Origin of the sequence: Bacillus sp. Leaf49, from assembly GCF_001426125.1 — a bacterium.
In the GTDB taxonomy this organism is placed as follows: Bacteria; Bacillota; Bacilli; order Bacillales; family Bacillaceae; genus Bacillus; species Bacillus altitudinis.
Window position 1 is genome coordinate 189810 of the sequence record NZ_LMRK01000012.1, and the last position, 17113, is coordinate 206922.

General features: G+C 39.8%; 19 protein-coding genes and 1 riboswitch. Of the genes, 8 read left to right on the top strand and 11 right to left on the bottom strand.

Annotated features, from left to right (window positions below):
• Positions 1-123: 123 nt before the first annotated feature.
• The 3 genes from ASG46_RS07710 to ASG46_RS07720 all read right to left on the bottom strand — a co-directional run bounded on the left by ASG46_RS07710 (position 124) and on the right by ASG46_RS07720 (position 1656).
• The gene (locus tag ASG46_RS07710) at positions 124-378 is read right to left on the bottom strand and encodes a hypothetical protein (protein ID WP_025208230.1); all 255 of its coding nucleotides are present in this window, start codon (positions 376-378) and stop codon (positions 124-126) included.
• 115 nt (positions 379-493) lie between these two features.
• A complete protein-coding gene (locus tag ASG46_RS07715) occupies positions 494-1483 on the bottom strand; it encodes a GNAT family N-acetyltransferase (protein ID WP_017358651.1) in 990 nt (329 codons plus the stop codon).
• Positions 1480-1656 (bottom strand): PqqD family protein, encoded by a 177-nt coding sequence (locus tag ASG46_RS07720; protein ID WP_017358652.1) that lies wholly within the window; start codon positions 1654-1656, stop codon positions 1480-1482. The genes ASG46_RS07715 and ASG46_RS07720 overlap by 4 nt, the downstream gene beginning before the upstream one ends.
• A 684-nt stretch (positions 1657-2340) precedes the next feature.
• On the opposite strand from ASG46_RS07720, the gene ASG46_RS07725 reads away from it, so the two are divergent.
• Positions 2341-2952, top strand: a complete 612-nt coding sequence (locus tag ASG46_RS07725; RefSeq protein ID WP_234805330.1) for a JmjC domain-containing protein — start codon at positions 2341-2343, stop codon at positions 2950-2952.
• 151 nt (positions 2953-3103) lie between these two features.
• Here the strand turns inward: ASG46_RS07725 and ASG46_RS07730 are convergent, their stop codons facing one another.
• The 5 genes from ASG46_RS07730 to ASG46_RS07750 all read right to left on the bottom strand — a co-directional run bounded on the left by ASG46_RS07730 (position 3104) and on the right by ASG46_RS07750 (position 9257).
• The gene (locus ASG46_RS07730) at positions 3104-4225 is read right to left on the bottom strand and encodes a 5-methyltetrahydropteroyltriglutamate--homocysteine S-methyltransferase (RefSeq protein WP_025208229.1); all 1122 of its coding nucleotides are present in this window, start codon (positions 4223-4225) and stop codon (positions 3104-3106) included.
• A gap of 87 nt (positions 4226-4312) precedes the next feature.
• Positions 4313-4425: riboswitch (SAM riboswitch) on the bottom strand.
• A gap of 81 nt (positions 4426-4506) precedes the next feature.
• Positions 4507-5826, bottom strand: coding sequence for a gluconate:H+ symporter (locus tag ASG46_RS07735; RefSeq protein WP_008345676.1), 1320 nt, complete (start codon positions 5824-5826; stop codon positions 4507-4509).
• A gap of 50 nt (positions 5827-5876) precedes the next feature.
• The gene (locus ASG46_RS07740; RefSeq protein WP_056704048.1) at positions 5877-7298 is read right to left on the bottom strand and encodes a four-carbon acid sugar kinase family protein; all 1422 of its coding nucleotides are present in this window, start codon (positions 7296-7298) and stop codon (positions 5877-5879) included.
• 6 nt (positions 7299-7304) lie between these two features.
• On the bottom strand, positions 7305-8198 hold the full coding sequence (garR, locus tag ASG46_RS07745; protein ID WP_041091244.1) for a 2-hydroxy-3-oxopropionate reductase: 894 nt from the start codon (positions 8196-8198) through the stop codon (positions 7305-7307).
• Positions 8199-8399: 201 nt separating this feature from the next.
• Entirely contained in the window at positions 8400-9257 is an 858-nt protein-coding gene (locus ASG46_RS07750; protein ID WP_024719230.1) for a MurR/RpiR family transcriptional regulator, read from the bottom strand.
• A 161-nt stretch (positions 9258-9418) separates the two neighbouring features.
• On the opposite strand from ASG46_RS07750, the gene ASG46_RS07755 reads away from it, so the two are divergent.
• A complete protein-coding gene (locus ASG46_RS07755; protein ID WP_056704050.1) occupies positions 9419-10096 on the top strand; it encodes a DUF3298 and DUF4163 domain-containing protein in 678 nt (225 codons plus the stop codon).
• Between the two features lie 80 nt (positions 10097-10176).
• Here ASG46_RS07755 and ASG46_RS07760 read toward each other — a convergent pair whose 3' ends face one another.
• Both ASG46_RS07760 and pepT read right to left on the bottom strand, forming a co-directional pair.
• Complete coding sequence (locus tag ASG46_RS07760) at positions 10177-10356, bottom strand: hypothetical protein (RefSeq protein WP_008345664.1); 180 nt, start codon at positions 10354-10356, stop codon at positions 10177-10179.
• 288 nt (positions 10357-10644) lie between these two features.
• Positions 10645-11877, bottom strand: a complete 1233-nt coding sequence (gene pepT, locus ASG46_RS07765; RefSeq protein WP_056704053.1) for a peptidase T — start codon at positions 11875-11877, stop codon at positions 10645-10647.
• Positions 11878-12103: 226 nt separating this feature from the next.
• On the opposite strand from pepT, the gene ASG46_RS07770 reads away from it, so the two are divergent.
• The 5 genes from ASG46_RS07770 to ASG46_RS07790 all read left to right on the top strand — a co-directional run bounded on the left by ASG46_RS07770 (position 12104) and on the right by ASG46_RS07790 (position 15500).
• The gene (locus ASG46_RS07770; RefSeq protein ID WP_017358661.1) at positions 12104-12427 is read left to right on the top strand and encodes a WXG100 family type VII secretion target; all 324 of its coding nucleotides are present in this window, start codon (positions 12104-12106) and stop codon (positions 12425-12427) included.
• A 4-nt stretch (positions 12428-12431) separates the two neighbouring features.
• Positions 12432-13628, top strand: a complete 1197-nt coding sequence (locus ASG46_RS07775; RefSeq protein ID WP_056704056.1) for a DUF6861 domain-containing protein — start codon at positions 12432-12434, stop codon at positions 13626-13628.
• 12 nt (positions 13629-13640) lie between these two features.
• The gene (locus tag ASG46_RS07780) at positions 13641-14399 is read left to right on the top strand and encodes a hypothetical protein (protein WP_039165050.1); all 759 of its coding nucleotides are present in this window, start codon (positions 13641-13643) and stop codon (positions 14397-14399) included.
• A gap of 21 nt (positions 14400-14420) precedes the next feature.
• Positions 14421-14948 (top strand): YfjD family protein, encoded by a 528-nt coding sequence (locus ASG46_RS07785; protein ID WP_056704059.1) that lies wholly within the window; start codon positions 14421-14423, stop codon positions 14946-14948.
• A 96-nt stretch (positions 14949-15044) separates the two neighbouring features.
• On the top strand, positions 15045-15500 hold the full coding sequence (locus tag ASG46_RS07790) for a helix-turn-helix domain-containing protein (protein ID WP_017368337.1): 456 nt from the start codon (positions 15045-15047) through the stop codon (positions 15498-15500).
• Positions 15501-15551: 51 nt separating this feature from the next.
• Here ASG46_RS07790 and ASG46_RS07795 read toward each other — a convergent pair whose 3' ends face one another.
• On the bottom strand, positions 15552-15899 hold the full coding sequence (locus tag ASG46_RS07795) for a helix-turn-helix domain-containing protein (protein WP_017368336.1): 348 nt from the start codon (positions 15897-15899) through the stop codon (positions 15552-15554).
• Positions 15900-16105: 206 nt separating this feature from the next.
• Between ASG46_RS07795 and ASG46_RS07800 the strand changes: the two genes are divergently transcribed.
• Entirely contained in the window at positions 16106-17095 is a 990-nt protein-coding gene (locus tag ASG46_RS07800) for an asparaginase (RefSeq protein WP_017358664.1), read from the top strand.
• Positions 17096-17113 lie beyond the last annotated feature (18 nt).

Sequence of the window (17113 nt, forward strand, 5' to 3'; positions counted from 1 at the left end):
GTGTCACTTTGGAATGATAATGCTTTTTGTTTTATGAAAAAGACAAAATTGCACAAAAAATAAACCACACTTTAAATTTTTGCGTGGTTCAAATAAATCATATGATCTTTCGAATATATTTATTTATGCTTTTGAAGAAGAGCTTTGATCTTCAAAAAGTGATTTTAATTCGATAATATCAAGTAATACTGATTCTTCAAGTCTTTCTTTTATATCTCTAAAATTTTGATTATTTTGAGATAAAATATCTTTTATGGATTTGATACCATTGATTTTACTTAAAAAAGTAAACCATTCATAATCATCGCGTGAATCAACAAGGTATTCAATGTTATTATTAATAGTGATATATAATAAGTTATCCTCTTGTAAAGGCATTAAAACATCTATGTTTTCTTTTAGTATTGGAATGTGTAATGTATTAATCGTGAGAGCTGCGTCTTGGTTTAAGTTAAAAGTGAAATCGCAATAACAATCAATCTGCTTTTTATAGTCATCGTATCAACCTTTTTTCAAATTCTAATTCATCTTTGACATTTATTCCGTAATTTCCTATAGAGGGAATTGTCGGCTTAAGCATTCTTGCTTTATCAATTGCACCGATATAGATGTTTTTGAAAGAATATCCCTTTCTTTGATAAAACCTAATGGCATTTAAGTTATCATTACTAGTGATTAAATTAATAGATTGTATATTTTGTGTTTTTAGATGTTGTTCTAACTCAAAAAGCAATTTACTGCCAACCCCATGGTACTTTTCTAGAGCCTCTAAAGTCAGGATTTCCGCCTCTTCTTTGAATATTTTGTAAACTAATATTCCTACTATAGTATCTCCACGTTTAGCCAACATAATGTTTTCATTTAAAACATTATAAGTTGTCCCTTTAGACACCATAGTCGTTCCACCCCAATGTTCATTGAAAAAACATGTTAACCAAGAAAAGTCTTTTGAACTTGGCTGAGTTACTGTCAATTCTTCTGAAAGAGACCATTTTTTTGAAAGCTGGATATGAGCTATTTCGTTGTCATTCGCTTGATCCTTAGAAAAATTGATTGAGATACCTAGTTTTTCGGCGTTTATTTGAGCAAGTTTTTGTGCGTAGTTCGAAAAATCTTCAGGGTCAATACCAAAATAAAAAAAACTTTCAGGTGGATTCTTTTTGTACCACAATTTGCTACTGATGACATATTCGTTTTGTTTTGTTTCAGTTATGTTGATATCATCATATAATAGTGCTCTTCCTTCAATAAACTCTACGACAAATTCATCTAATTTGTTTTGAGTAAATAAACGGTTTTTTTCTTGAAAATATCCTATTGCACTTAATTTACTGTGAATCCAATTAATTAAATCATCCTCGTTTAGTTCATGATCTCTTGCTAGTGCCATTAGCATTGCAATGTAATTAACGATTGTTTTGCTTCTCTTAGTTGAAATGTTTTTATAGATGTTTTCTAGAATATCATCATTCAGTTTATTCATTTTACATATACAACTTCCTTTTCAATTAATTGTTTACTCAATGCTTGGAGGTCTTTGATACAAGTTTGAACATCTGTATCATATTCTTCAGCAATTTCCGTTACTATTGAAATAAACTCTCTTTGTCCGTCAATTCGTTCATAAAAATCAGCTGCGACTTGATTTAGGGACATGCCCGGTTCGATAATGATACCTACTAAGTACTTTCTTGTTCATTATCAGGATTTTTTACGAAAATTGTATTATTCTTCATTGTGATTCCCTTCATTCTTTTTTCTATAACAAGGTACCAAGATTGTAGCTTTGGCTCGTTTGTGTCAGGGTATGATTTAAGATTTTATTATCTTCAAAGGATATATGTATAGTTGATTTTCTTTGACAAAATCATTATATAAATAACATTCACCATGAGTCAGCAAAGATTGTACACTCCTTTCATAAAGTGTTAGGGTATGAAAAACTAGTTATTAATGTCCTCCAGCAACAACTACATTACGAATCTCAACAAGACATGGAGTTTTATAATTTTTTTGATGTAACATTCCTCTTATATATGTATTAAATTCCTATTTTATATCCTAACAAAAGAGATAATAGCATGTCATTTATATTTTTTTCAATATTTAAACAATGATTTTTTGACAAATTTTATGTTTATAAAGTAATAGTGATGAGTAGATTGATGTTGCAAATAGATTGATAGTTTGTAAAAAAGAAATTGGAGAAAATACAAAAGATGGCTAGAATCATCGGTTATTTTAATCTAGGAAGGCGTTTATGGTTTTAGAGAGCTGTATATCCACTAAATTGAATTCTAAATGGTATAGGATAATCTTTTAGGCTTGCCTGAGGGAACAATGGCAAAAGCAGTATTGTACGCTGTTAAAGAATCAGCTGGATTTTCAGCACATTTTGATGCGTATTGCAATTTCATTTTTCAACTTAAAGGGAAAAAGAAATGGAAGTTGGCTGAAAATTTTAATACAGTGAATCCACTTCAACATTATGAATTAATTGAGGCTCCTCATTTGCCAGATCCATTAAAGTCGTATTGGAATGGTGATTTTCCTGATGAAAATTTATCTAATGGAAGGGAATTGATTTTGGATACGGGATCATTTTTATTTCTTCCAAGAGGTTGTTGGCATTCAACTAGTTCTTCTGAAGAAACCATTGCATTAAACTTTACCTTCGGTCAGCCAGCTTGGCTAGATCTAATTTTAATAGAATTAAGGAATCGATTGATTCAAAAAGACGAATGGAGAGAACTTGTTAATATTGACCTTTTGGATGAAAATGAACGAAAAAAGGTAGAAGAAAAATTAAAATCAATGATAAATAATTTACCAAACGATTTCAAGGGAATTTCAGTAGGGGATATACTGGCAAGAAAGAAAGATGACTTAGATGTATATCAATCTACACAACTTGTTGTAAGACAACTTATGAGTATAAAAGATGGTTTTTAAGAAGATAACTTATATTCATTATCTTCTTAACTCTACTATAGAAGTATGACGATTAAACTTCATATAATGTTGATAGAGATGACAAAAAATAAAGAACCGCCAAAAAAGCGGTTCTTTATTATGACGGTAAGCTTTTTCTGCAGATTTCCGCCTATTTCCACACTTGATCCGCAATCTCAATCACATGACGCAGCTTTTCCCATTGTTGCTCTTCTGTTAACAAGTTGCCTTCCTCTGTTGAGGCGAATCCGCATTGTGGGCTCAAACAGATTTGGTTGATGTCCACATATTGAGCCGCTTCCTCGATTCGTCTTTTGATCTGATCGACGGGTTCAAGTTCTCCGTACTTTGAAGTGACAAGACCTAGTACGATTTGAAGGTTTGGATTTTTCACATAACGCAGGGGTTCAAATCCGCCAGAACGGTCATCGTCGAATTCTAAGAAGAGACCATCCAAATCGAGACCCGCAAAAATCGTTTCTGCCGCTGCCTCATAACCACCTTCGGCTGCCCAAGTTGATTTAAAGTTACCACGGCAAATGTGCATGGTGATCACTAAATCATCTGGTCGATCGGCAACCGCTTCATTGATTGTTTTCGCAAACGATTCACGCAGTTCATCTTCCTCGCGGCCAAAAGCTTTGATTTGTTCATGTCCTTTTTCAGAAAAGAACACAGCCCAAGCTGTATCATCTAGCTGTAAGTAACGGCAGCCTGCATCATAAAAAGCACGGATGGCTTTTTTATAAGCTTGTGCCACGTCATGGTGAAAATCATCTAAGCTGTCGTACACACCTTCTTCAAGCTTTCCACGGAAAAAGAGCATATTCGGACTTGGAATCGTCATTTTAGCCGTATGATCACCCGCGATGCTGTGAAGGAAGCGATAATCCTCTAGCATTGGATGATCAGTAAAATCAATCTTACCTGTTACTTTGATGCCTCTCGCTTTTGTCGTCGTATTGTGGAATTGAATGCCTTGGTCTGCTTCAAATCCTTCGACCCCATCAAGCCCTTCTAGAAAGTCAAAATGCCACCATGCACGTCTGAATTCTCCATCTGTGACAACCTCTAATCCAATTTCTTTTTGCTTCTCTACAATACGAGTGATTTCTTCGTTTTCAATTTGTCTGAGCTGTTCTGCTGTCAGTGTACCGTCTGCCTTTTGCTTACGTGCTTCTTTGATGCGTTCAGAACGAAGTAAACTCCCTACTTGATCTGCGCGAAATGGCGGCTTTGTTGTTTTCTTACCAATGGTTTGTACTTGTGTCATGCTGAATCCCTTCTTTCTTCAGGTTATAAATCAAATAAAAAAGCTCTTCCTTGGATAAGGAAGAGCATCATATACTGTGAGATCTCTGCCTTATCTTCAAACAAGCATCAGCTTGCTTAAGGAATTAGCACCATTCTGTTCCTAGGAACAGCGGTTGCCGGGTTTCACAGGGCCAGTCCCTCCACCACTCTTAATAAGGTTACCTTTGATTCAATTTTCTTAATAAACACAATTATTCAATCTTTTCGAGAAAAAGTCAATGGTTTTTCCTATTTATTTTCCTACATAAACAAATCAGCGACGAGAACACCGGCTAATCCAACAAGTGATAGAACAGTCACCATCAATGTCCAAGTTTTAAAAGTTTGAGCCATCGACAAATTAAAGTATTCTTTGTAAATCCAGAAACCTGCATCATTCACATGAGAGAATGTTATACTGCCGGCGCCTGTTGCAATCACCATTAGTTCGGGGCTAACTCCCGTCAAACCAATTAGCGGTGCAGAAATGCCAGCTGCTGTGAGACCCGCGACAGTTGCTGACCCTAAAGAGACACGAAGGACAGCTGCAATCAGCCAAGTGAGGAGCAGAGGAGACAGTGTGCTTCCTTGCATAATCCCTGCAATGTATTGATCAACACCGCTGTCAATGAGCACCTGTTTAAAGGCGCCGCCGCCTGCAATGATCAATAAAATCATCGCAATGGAGCCAATTGAATCTGTAATCGACTTCATGACGTCCTGCATGCTCTTTCCTCTGCCAAGACCAAATGTGTAGATGGCAAGCAGCACAGAGATTAATAGGGCAATCGCCGGCTCGCCTAAAAACTCAGCTGCCGGTAGCAGCGGGGAGGACGGGAAGAAAATTTCTAAACATGCTCTGAATGTCATGAGCAATACAGGTAAAATAGCGGTGAAAATACTAATGCCGAAGCTTGGCATTTCCTCTTCTGTAAATTCCTTTGGATTAAACAAGTCCTTTGGAATGTGTGCATGCAGTTGGTCTTTCTTAAATAGTTTCGTAAACAGAAGTCCGCCTACTAAAACAGCAGGAATGGCTAAAATAATTCCAACCAATAAGGTTTGTCCCATGTTGGCTTGAAATACATTGGCAATGGCTGTCGGCCCTGGGTGAGGAGGGAGGAAGCCATGTGTTGTAATGAGTGCAGCGACGAGCGGCATTCCCACATACAACACAGGAAGTCTTGCGGCTTGAGCAATGGTAAAGACTAATGGAATAAGAATAATGAATCCGGTTTCATAAAATAGAGCAATTCCGATAACAAATCCAGTCAGCATCGTCGCCCATTGGATTTTCCCGATACCAAAGCGGTCGATGAGTGTCATGGCAATACGCTGAGCACCGCCAGAATCAGCCATCAATTTACCAAGCATCGCTCCAAAGCCAAGAACCAACGCCAGATGGCCGAGTGTACTTCCAAGCCCTTTTTCGACTGAAGCAATCGCTTCAAGTGGTGACATGCCTTCTAAAACGGCAACGATTAAAGAGACAATAATCAACGAAATGAAAGCGTTTAACTTAAAGACAACCATGAGTAAAAGTAATAACAAAACGCCAAGTCCGATAAAAACTAACGACATGATCTTTCCTCCTTTGTGCTGCATAAGGGAGCGTGAACGCCCCCTCTGCTTTATCCTTCAAGTATGTCTACTGCTTCTTTTAACGTATCCTTTGAGCCAACATTTCCCGGGAAAATCACATAAGACATAAATGGGAATTTGCTTTCTTCTCCTGTTTGCCAAACGGGAATACCTGGTCTGATTTGACCTGCGACGGTCGCACGTTTGACGCTGAGTCCTCTTGTTCCAATATCGCTTGAGGTGATTCCACCTTTGGCAATGAGGTACTTAGGGCGAATGGAGAGGCGCTGAACAATGCTTGTCACAGCATCACTAATCTGAACAGACAGTTTCAATTCTTCCTCTTGACGATCGTCCCCAAGATCAAGCCGTTCTCTCCTTGTATAAACAGCAACCGATTGCCCGGTTGTTAAAAGCCGTTCAGTTTGTTGAATCACGCGGTCAATTTCCTCTTGAAATGCTTCAGGTTCTAACACGAGGTGTGTATCAAATTCAATAAATGCAATGTCTTTATTTTGCTGCAGCGCTCGCAATTGTTCGGTTGTTTTTTTGACATGGGAGCCGACCATGATGAGGCCACCGTGCGTGCTTTCTTCCTGTATTAAGTCTTGTCTAGTTAATAGTGCTTGATCCTCAACACCGCCAAGCACTTTTGTGAGAGCTGCCGCACTTCTAAATAGAAAGTGCTGACCTGCTTTGATGGCATCTATGAGGGCAATGACAAAGACTTTGACATCGTCATAGTCTACTGCATTTACAACCACTTTTTGAAAATCCTTCACGGTCATCAGCTGATCCTTGATTTGTTCAATACGTAAAGCCCGGATATCTTCTAAAGAAATATAAGTAGTGTTTTCCTTAGTGAACGATCCGTTTGATTTCTCTTCGATCCATTCTCCGAGGTGAGAAGATTGAAATCCGAATGTACGATCCAATGCAAATTCTGTGTCACCAGCAGGAATTAATTCGTGACCTTCCTGTACGTAGTGAATATTGCCAATCGTAAAGCGGCCGCCTTCTTTAAAAAAGGGAAGAAGGATTTCGCCGTCAAATTGGCGGGAGCTTTGCTGTTCAATGGTCGTTCTGAGAATTTCAGTCTCTAGCGGGAAGTGTCCACGCAGGGTGGAGTCCCCCCGGCTGACAATGATGAAATCTTGATCAAGCCGTTCAGCCGTTTTTACAATCGTTGATGCGATCGTTTCATGAAGAACCGCCGTTTCTTTCTCTGTCATACTGCGAGAGTTGGTTAAGATAAAGAACATACGGCTGTCTTCAAGAAAACCAGCTTCAATGCTTTTCTCTGACCAATCGGTGAAAACAGAGACGCCGTGTACGGTTTGAATGCCTGTTGGGTCATCGTCTAATACAATCACTTTATGGTGGAAATGGTTTAGTGCTTGTTCGTATGCTGATTGAATGCGGTCTGAATCCGCTTTCGGAATGGCATTTAGTAACTCAATGCTTTGTTTCATAGAACCTCATCCTTTCTTTACTTCAACATGAGCCATTTTTTCGTAATATTGAACGATTCCGCCGTGATCAAGTCCAGACTTTCCGTCCGCTTTGAGGGCGTGGAAGATTTCTAGCAGCTGACTAGAAAGCGGGAGAGGAACGCCGATATCGTGGGCAGTTTCCATGACATTGGTTAAATCCTTTAAGTTGATGTCAATACGTCCGCCAGGCTCAAAGTTTCGTTCTAAAATGAGAGGAACCTTCGCATCGAGGACAGCACTTCCTGCCAGTCCACCTCGGATGGCTTCATACATTTTATCAATCGCAATGCCAGACTTAGCGGCAAGGACGAGTGCCTCGGACATGGCAGCGATATTTAAGTTGACGATGATTTGATTCGCAAGCTTAGCGGTTGTCCCGCTTCCATTTGATCCAACTAATACGACATCTGTGCCCATGGCATAGAGGACATCCTTTACTTGTTCAAAGATCTCTTCTTCTCCGCCCGCCATAATCGCAAGTGTCCCGTCTATCGCCTTTGGCTCTCCGCCACTGACAGGAGCATCGATAAATTCGACCTGATGCTGTTTTGCCAGTGCCGCTAATGCTCTAGAAGTAACAGGTGAAATAGAGCTCATATCTATAATAATCGTGCCAGGTTTTGCTGTAGCCAATATGCCTTGTTCACCTGCTACGACTGCTTCTACATGCTCACCTTTTGGAAGCATCGTGATTATGATATCGCTTTCAGATGCTGCCTCAGCAGCTGATGCAGCGGCATTTGCGCCCACTTCTTTTAATGCTAGAACAGCTTCTGTATGAATATCGAAAACAGTCACAGTATGACCGGCTTTTAATAGATTGAGTGCCATAGGTTTCCCCATAATGCCTAATCCAATGAATCCAATTTGTTTTGCCATTTTGTCCGCCTCCTATTTAGAAACCCCTTACAAAAAGCGCTTTCTTTTCATTTTGTTAGTATATATACTATCGATTTAAATTAATAGTAGGAAATAAACTATTGTTCACTTAATGTACATGACGAAATAGGAATGTGTCAACGGAAAATATGAGAAAAGTCACAAAAAAAAAGACCGGAAACAGCTCCGGTCTATGGTCGATTATGTTTTATTTTTAGCTACAGCTAATCGAGAACGTTTGACGTTGTCGATTGCATTTGATCCTAATTCTAAAACAGCTGTGACGTACAAAACATCAATAATCACAAGCTGATTAATACGAGAAATCATTGAGTCAGAACGATAGGTTGTTTCTCTCGATGAACTGAGCAGATGAAAGTCGGATTTCTTGGCGAGCTCTGATTTCGGATAGCTCGTAATCGAGGCGACCGTTGCACCTTTTTCCTTTGCAAATTGCACGGCATCAAGGATTTCTCTACTTTCCCCTGAATGTGAGATCGCGACGATAAAATCATGTTCCGTTGCATGTGTTGCAATCATATTCATCATATGAGGATCACTGCATAGACTCACTTCAAAGCCAAGCTGGAGAAACTTATGATAGGCATCTCCGGCAATAAAACTGGAGGCACCTGCTCCAAAGAAGACGGTTTTATGAGCCTGTTTCATTTGCTCAATAAATTGTGTCACAGCTTGGTCTTCTAAAATATGTTTCATATCCTGAATAGAGTTGGTTGTTAACTCTATGACCTTATGTTTAATATCTGCGACACTATCAGATGCTTCGATCTCACCGTATATGGATTGAGGTGTATTGGTCGCAATATCCTGCGCGACATGGACACGAAACACTTGATAGGACTCATAGCCGATTTTTCGCAGAAAACGAAAGATCGTCGTTTCACTTGTGTTGCATTCAGCAGCGAGTGCACTAATCGAATGAAGCACAACTTTCTGAGGGTTTTGTAAAATGTAATTGGCAATCTTTTTCTGGGTAGGGGACAAACTATGAAATGTTGTCCGGATATGACTAAAAATATTCTCTTCTATGATAAACACCACACTTCATCTAACATTCTATCTTAAGCATACAGGAACTTATGAAAACGGTAAACAAACCTCACATGAAAAATAAAGAATAATATGGAAGAAAACACTTCTTTTGGTTCTTTTGTCATGGTATACTCAATTGGTAATAGACAAAAATGGGGGTTTTTACTATGACAATGAAAAAAGGCCTAACGATCAGCCTGCTCATTTTTTCGCTGATTGTTTCGTTGTTTGCGCCAGTTGGATCTGCGGATGCCAAACAAGTGAAAAAAGCAAAAGTAAGTACACACTATTATAAAAAGAAAAAAACGTTTAAATATGCACAGGTGAAAAACCTTAGTAAAGCGCATATGAAAACCATCAATCGTGATTTAAAAGATGATATTGCATTCTCTTATTCTACGTACTTGTTCTTAAAGGACGAAGCGAAAAAAGAAGGCTTTGGGAAGATCACATACGAGAGATCGTTTAAAACGAAATTTAATAATGGGAAGAAACTAAGTATCCTAAACTATGATTACATGAATGACGGTAGCATGCACGGGGATACGATGGTTACGAGCATGAACTATGTGTTAACAAAGAAAAAAACAAAGCAACTGTACTTTACAGATGTGGTAAAAACAAAGAAAAAGCGTACAAAAGTAAGAGATTATATCTATAACTACACAAAGAAGCATAAAAGTAAATTCTATGCGAATCTGAAAAAAAGCGATATTCAAATCGGCTACGACACGCAGTACTACTTCACGAAAAAGGGAATCGCTGTTGTCTTCCAGCCATATGAAATTTCACCGTACTATGTAGGAATTCCTATGATTCAAGTACCTGCGAAGGTGTATAAATAAACAAGAGAAACGGCCATGAATTTGGTCGTTTTTTTATACATAAAAAGAGCCCCTGGTGATGAGGCTCTTCTTTTTTACATTTATACTTGTTTGGGTGCATCGTTTAGTGGGTGACGGCGTTTGCCGTTGTAGTGGCGGCGCATACGAAAGATTTCAAACTCCGAAAGCTCTGCGCTTTTTCGTTTTTGGGTGCGGTTATCTTTTTTGAAAGAGAATAGTAAGTAGCAGCAAAGTGAAGCGATAATCAATAAAATCATCATATGACATTCCTCCAATTCATCCTATTCTTTAAGTGTAGACAGGGTGAGTGATGTTTATAACTGAAAATAGTTAGCAAATAGCGTTTAGTTCTAAAGGTTTATTCTTGCTGCTTTTTTAGGTCTAAAATACTGGTTGTTTTTAACTATTATATTTCCAGTTATTTCACTCGTCAAGAAGAATTTTTCTGGGGTTGTCTCTATTAGTACGATTAAGTGTCATAAAAGTTTCAGAAAATTGTAAACTTTTATTAAAAAACCGTTCCCGAACAGGAACGGTTGTAAACATGTTTATGCTTTTTCTTCAAATAAACGTGCAATTTCAACGATCACTTCTGACGCTTTCAGCATGTTCTCTACAGAGATGAATTCATATTTACCGTGGAAGTTTTCCCCGCCAGTAAAGATGTTTGGCGTTGGAAGTCCTTTATATGAAAGCTGTGAGCCATCTGTACCGCCGCGGATTGGTTCAATGACAGGTGTCACTGAGCGGTTTTCCATGGCTTCATGAGCGATGTCTACGATATGTTTGACTGGCTCAATTTTTTCTCTCATATTGTAATATTGATCCTGAATGCTAAGGGTGATGCTGTTTTCGCCGTAGACCGCTTTTAAGTCGTTTGCGATTTTTTCAAACAGTGCTTTGCGCTTGTTGAATTTCTCTTTATCAAAATCACGAATAATATATTGCAGCTCTGCTTCTTCTACTTCTCCTACAAACCTCGTGAGGTGGAAAAAGCCTTCGTATCCTTCTGTGTATTCTGGAGATTCATCTGAAGGAAGTTTGTTGTGAAAGAGCATGCCGATCTTTGCAGCACTGACCATTTTGTCTTTTGCTGTCCCTGGATGGACGTTGTTTCCTTTAATTGATACTTTTGCACCTGCGGCGTTGAAGCTTTCATATTGAAGCTCTCCTAGCGGGCCGCCGTCAATCGTATAAGCATAAGAAGCGCCAAAGGCATCAACATCGAATTTGTGAGGTCCTCTACCGATCTCTTCATCTGGTGTGAAGGCGACACGAATTTTTCCATGCTTGATTTCTGGATGCTCAATCAGGTAATGCATGGCGGTCATAATTTCTGCGATACCAGCTTTGTTATCTGCACCAAGCAGGGTCGTGCCATCAGTCGTGATGAGCGTATGTCCTTGGTATTTTTGTAAATTTGGAAACTGTGCTGGAGATAATACGATATGTAGATTTTCGTTTAGCGTGATGTTCCCGCCTTGATAGTTCTCATGAATCTGCGGTTTCACGTTCTTGCCAGTGAAGTCAGTGGCTGTGTCGATATGAGCTAGGAAGCCAATGGTTGGCACTTCTTTGTCTGTGTTAGATGGGATCGTGCCCATGACATAACCGTTTTCATCCATTGTCACTTCTTGAATGCCGATGGATTTCATCTCTTCAACAAGCTGCCTTGCTAGGTTCAGCTGTCCTTCAGTGGATGGGCAGCTCTCTATGTCTGCATCAGACTGTGTATCCACTTTTACATAACTTGTGAATCGCTGGATCATTTCCTCTTTCATCAATACGTCACTCCTTTTGTAGAATATGTTCATTTTATCATGTCTTGAATGCGCTTCATAACAAGAAAGGCTTTCTCTGGCAATTAGAGAGGAAAAAGACCTACTTTTATTTTGCGATGTGCTGAATGGTTCTTTAGGGTGATTTTTTTGGGTGTCTTTTTATTTATAATGAGGACATATAAAATCATCCATTTGTACGTTAATTTGGGAGAAAGGGGTGCGAAAGTTGGATTCTAGTCAAACACTTGCACTCGCTCAAAAGTTCCAGGAAGCAGCTGATGGCATTCGGCAGTCGAAGCAGCTGCTTGAGAATCGGCTGAAGGCAGTTGGATCAGGCTGGCAAGGGGAAGCAAGAGATAAATTTGATCAAAGCTTTGAGGAAACAGTGGCACGCTATGATCAATTTGAAAAGGACTTGCTTGAAACAAGTCAGGAACTGCGGGATGCTGCTGTCAAAATCGAGGAACGTAAAGCTGAAATCGCCAGAATGGAAGAGCTTGAGCGAAAAAGGCGAGAAGAACGGAGAGAAAGAAACCGAGAAGGGAGATGATGTGATGGCGCGTGACATTGTAGTAGATCCAGATCAGCTGACAGGGCTGGCGAATGATTTTGTAGGAGAGCTTTCGGCCATCGAAACAAAGCACCGCGATTTACATAGTGAACTGGATGGCCTCATCCTAGGCTGTGATCCCCGTTATCGAAGCTGTTTTTCTGGAGTAGGAGATGCATGGGGTTCTGGACAAGCCTTAATGAGCAAATTGAGCAGTGACGACATTGCCATTCGTCATGCAACGGATAAAATGGTCGAAGCTGATGATATTTTAAGGAAAATGTACAGTCTGTATGATCAATATGGTACACTCACGAGCCTAGCTGGTATTGTGATGATGCAGGCAAAATACTATGGACTTGGCATGACGACCTTTATTAAAGAAAATGGCCGCTATGCTGCGCAGCATTCAAAGCTCCTTCTTGATGTGACCGGACGGGTAGAAGGAACGAGATTTGACCGGTTGGCAAGGATTTGGCTGAGTAAAAAAGAATTATTAAAACGATCCAATTGGTCGATGGCTGACCTTGTCCATAAGAAATTTACGAAATTTTATCCTAGCGATACAGTTGCGTTCACGAACAGTGTACGTGATTTCACAAAAGGAAGTATCAATTGGAAGGACACAGCTGGCATCAAGTCTGTTCTGAAAAATGGTGCAAGGTTTGCGAAAGGAAATGCCATCATTGCAACGGTCGTCACGGGTGCAACAGAAACGGTTGGCTGCGGTCTGAAAATTGCGGAGAACTATGCGGAATTTGGGGATCAGCCAGAAGTTCTCAAGCGTGAAAATGCAAAGGCTGTTGGAAATGCAGTGAATAATACGGTCTTTATTGCAGGCGGATCTGTTGCAGGTGCCGTTGTGGGCGGCGCTCTTGGAAGTTTTGCAGGACCGATTGGAACAGTCGTTGGCGGTGCGATAGGATCAGCAGTAGGTGGCTTTATTGGTGAAAAAGTCGCCAAGCTTACTTCTGGTTTTGCAGAACAGGTCGCAGTGAAATTAAAAGACCCAATTCATGCGGTTGTCGATAAAGGAAAAAAAGCATTTGAACTGGCAGGTCAAGGTGTTAAAGCAGTCAATGACACCATTGATCAAGCAAATCAGGTGATACATAAAGGAATAGAAAAAACAAAAGAAACCGCAGATTCGCTGTTGAAAGGTGCAGGTGATTTCTTGAAGGGCGCATTTTCTTTTGGATAAGGAGAGATCAAGTTGGATCAGCTAAGTCTAAGTATCGAGGAACTCATCTTTAGTTTTTACAGTGAAGGCTATTTTGAGCAAGGGATGTCTTTAAAGGAAGCCTATTATCCAGATGTAGAGGATGAACGTCTTGGATTTTTATTTGAAATTGCATGTCGCTCTTTGCTGGCAAAAGACGTGCTGGAATTTCGAAATAGACAATACCGTTATAAAGAAAAATACCGGCATTTCATTCAAGCCATGAACGATGCATCACATACCGTGAAAGCTTCAAGGTTTGGTGCATTAGATGAAGAGGTCAGTACGTCCTTTCATACGACTCAGGCAGGTGTGTATTCACACCATACGCTTTATGATCAACAAGTGCATCAGATTCACAAACTAAAAGACGATCAGCAGACTGTGGAGCAAGTGACAACCTTTTTGAACATACACATGAGTGAACACCTCACACCAGTCATCAATTTGCAGGCTGAAGAATTTGAACTGCTGTTAGAACAAGCCAGTCAAGGGAATGATGATTGGCCTTCTTTTCTAAATAAAGCAGAGAACCAAGAGCTTGTGCGGGCATTTGTTTCTGATGTAAGGGTCAGAAAAGGAAAAATGGATTCTTTGATGAAGGTCACTTATGATAAAAATAATACGCCGGATGTAGAGTCTATGATATTTGTTATTCCGGGGCAGAAGCATTCTTGGCTAGTGTCGGGCATGAAGGAAAATGAATTTCGGATAGAGACGGCTCATAGGGACGGATTACGTTCTATATTCTAATGGAGAAAAGGAGAATGACGCTTGAATCCAAGTGAAGTAATAGAAGTGAGGAGCAGACCCTTTCTAAGAGTATGGGCATTCTTAGCAACGGGCGGATTTGGCATCATCGGTATTTGGTTATTTTCAGAAGCTCTTACATTTGAATCGAATTATACGTTGTTTTTATTTTTAGGCGGATTATTAGGCATTGTCTATGGGTGGATCTCTTTTTTGATGATTCTTCCGGCTTTTACGAAGAGGGGAAATGTGATTTTTCGCATTCAGCGAGGAGAGAATGGCGCTGTTTTATACCGGCAACAAACAATCCCTTTTCAAGACATACAATCTATTGATATGCGCAGGCATCGTTACAGTATCAGGGGATTTCTGTTCATGGATGTGCTCATTCGGAAAATTGATGGGAAATTGATCAAGATTCCGGCGTACAGTATTTTAGATGAAGAAGTATTTGAGCAAACGGTGAAACAAGACATTTATCCATATTTACATGAGACCGCCCAAGAGAATTGGAAACAGCAGCATGGTCATGGTGAAAAGCAGAATCAATAGATGTTTTCGCCATCATTCCATGAGGTGAGACGCCACTTTTTTTAAGAAATCGTGTAAGATGTCAGTAAAGACTGAACAATCAAGAGGTGATGAGAGATGGACAAAGAAATGGTAATTGACCTCGTCACAGAACAAATGGCACGAATTCGAAAAGAAAAAGACTATACACAGGACCGCATGGCTGAGGTGCTTGGGCTATCCAAACGGCATTTGCAGCAGGTAGAAAAGAATCGTCTTCGCCTCAACTGGACGCAATCTGCGGCCGTATGTGCATTATTCAGGGATAGTGACATTTTAAAAGGGACACTTGGGGATGATCCGCTTGAGATTTTGGAAGTCGTCGCCCACGATGAATTGCATTTATCTGTTGAACGTACGATTGGCGGAAAGGTTTGGTGGCGGACGTCTGTGAAAAAAGGTACGTTTCGTCTCCAGCAGAATGTACTAAGCCAGCATTACCGCATCTTAGATGATGAGAATTATCGCTATTATAGTTCCTTTAATAAAGAAGAAGCGAAGCGGCGGTTAGAGGAATTAAGTGAGCTGTCGTAAGCAGAAAAAGAGAGGTCCCTCTATGACAGGGACCTCTCTTTTTTGTGTTGTTTATACTTTCAGAGTGTTTTTCGCCCGAATAAAGGCAACAAGCTGTTTGATTTCTTCATCTGTTAGTGGAACGCCGTCTACATGGATGGTTCCTTCTTTTGCTTCCGTCAGCTCAATTTTGATATCAGAGATTTTGCGTTGTATCTCTGGCTCGTCCGTTCTACCAAGTAAAAAATCAATGGACGTATCATACAAATCAGCCAGCAGTTTCACTGCTTCAAGCGAAGGTCGTCGGTACCCAGATTCGTAACCGGCATAGGTGCTTTTGGCGATACCTAGGCGATCTGCCGTATGCTGGAGAGACCATTTTTTCTTTTTTCTAAGGGTGGTTAAACGATCGAGTATCATACATGAACGCTCCTTTATATACAACAACAGTATATCATATTTTGACAAAGAGTGTACGCGTTATGCGTAATAATTTCTTGATTAATTCGCGTTATGTGACTATAATGGCAATGAAGGTACGCGTAAAGCGTATATTATAGAATAGCACAAGCTGGCTTATAATATGTGTGACAAACGAAGTAATTTTACTGAAAGAGGTGGACCTGTTGAAGAAATTATTGCTTTTAACCACTGGTGGGACGATTGCATCTGTAGAAAGTGAAAATGGTTTAGCTCCAGGTGTTAAAGCTGAGGACCTTTTAAGCTATTTAAACGAAATTAATGCAGACTACACAATGGACACAAAGTCCCTAATGAGTATAGATAGTACCAATATGCAGCCTGAATACTGGGTTGATATCGCAACAGCCATTTATGAAAATTATGATCAATATGACGGATTTGTCGTCACGCATGGTACGGACACAATGGCCTATACATCAGCAGCACTATCGTATATGCTGCAAAATCCTGATAAGCCAATTGTCATTACAGGGTCACAAATCCCGATTACGTTTAAGAAAACAGATGCGAAGAAAAACATTACAGATGCGATTCGTTTTGCATGTGACGGTGTTGGCGGCGTATACGTCGTGTTTGATGGCAGAGTCATTCAAGGAACTCGCGCAATCAAACTAAGAACGAAAAGCTACGATGCATTTGAAAGTATTAACTACCCATATATTGCATCGATTGAAAATCATCAAATTGAATACAATAGCAAAGTAAAAAGATCATCAATGAAACCGCTTAAATTAGATGCATCCTTGAACACAGACGTTTGTTTATTAAAACTGCATCCAGGACTGAAGCCTGAGTTTTTAGATTCAATCAAAGGGTTGTACAAAGGAGTCGTCATTGAAAGCTACGGCAGCGGCGGAATTCCTTTCGAAGGAAGAAACCTTTTAGAAAAAATCAACGAATTGCTGGAAGAAGGCATTTCTGTTGTGATCACCACTCAGTGTCTCGAAGAAGGAGAAGACATGAGTGTGTATGAAGTAGGACGTAAAATCAATCAAGAACTGGTTGCTCGTTCAAGAAACATGAACACAGAAGCCATCGTGCCAAAGCTCATGTGGGCATTAGGTAAAACAACAGATCCACGAGAAGTGAAAAAGATTATGGAAACGCCAATCGCAGAAGATTTAGTGATTTAACTATTCTATAGAAAGCAG

Coding starts and splice junctions, on each gene's coding strand:
- ASG46_RS07715 (WP_017358651.1), bottom strand. CDS start 1,483: ATGAATAAACTGAATGATGATATTCTAGAAAACATCTATAAAAACATT.
- ASG46_RS07760 (WP_008345664.1), bottom strand. CDS start 10,356: ATGATGATTTTATTGATTATCGCTTCACTTTGCTGCTACTTACTATTC.
- garR (WP_041091244.1), bottom strand. CDS start 8,198: ATGGCAAAACAAATTGGATTCATTGGATTAGGCATTATGGGGAAACCT.
- ASG46_RS07730 (WP_025208229.1), bottom strand. CDS start 4,225: ATGACACAAGTACAAACCATTGGTAAGAAAACAACAAAGCCGCCATTT.
- ASG46_RS07755 (WP_056704050.1), top strand. CDS start 9,419: ATGACAATGAAAAAAGGCCTAACGATCAGCCTGCTCATTTTTTCGCTG.
- ASG46_RS07775 (WP_056704056.1), top strand. CDS start 12,432: ATGGCGCGTGACATTGTAGTAGATCCAGATCAGCTGACAGGGCTGGCG.
- ASG46_RS07735 (WP_008345676.1), bottom strand. CDS start 5,826: ATGTCGTTAGTTTTTATCGGACTTGGCGTTTTGTTATTACTTTTACTC.
- ASG46_RS07720 (WP_017358652.1), bottom strand. CDS start 1,656: ATGTCCCTAAATCAAGTCGCAGCTGATTTTTATGAACGAATTGACGGA.
- ASG46_RS07710 (WP_025208230.1), bottom strand. CDS start 378: ATGCCTTTACAAGAGGATAACTTATTATATATCACTATTAATAATAAC.
- ASG46_RS07725 (WP_234805330.1), top strand. CDS start 2,341: ATGGCAAAAGCAGTATTGTACGCTGTTAAAGAATCAGCTGGATTTTCA.
- pepT (WP_056704053.1), bottom strand. CDS start 11,877: ATGAAAGAGGAAATGATCCAGCGATTCACAAGTTATGTAAAAGTGGAT.
- ASG46_RS07790 (WP_017368337.1), top strand. CDS start 15,045: ATGGACAAAGAAATGGTAATTGACCTCGTCACAGAACAAATGGCACGA.
- ASG46_RS07740 (WP_056704048.1), bottom strand. CDS start 7,298: ATGAAACAAAGCATTGAGTTACTAAATGCCATTCCGAAAGCGGATTCA.
- ASG46_RS07795 (WP_017368336.1), bottom strand. CDS start 15,899: ATGATACTCGATCGTTTAACCACCCTTAGAAAAAAGAAAAAATGGTCT.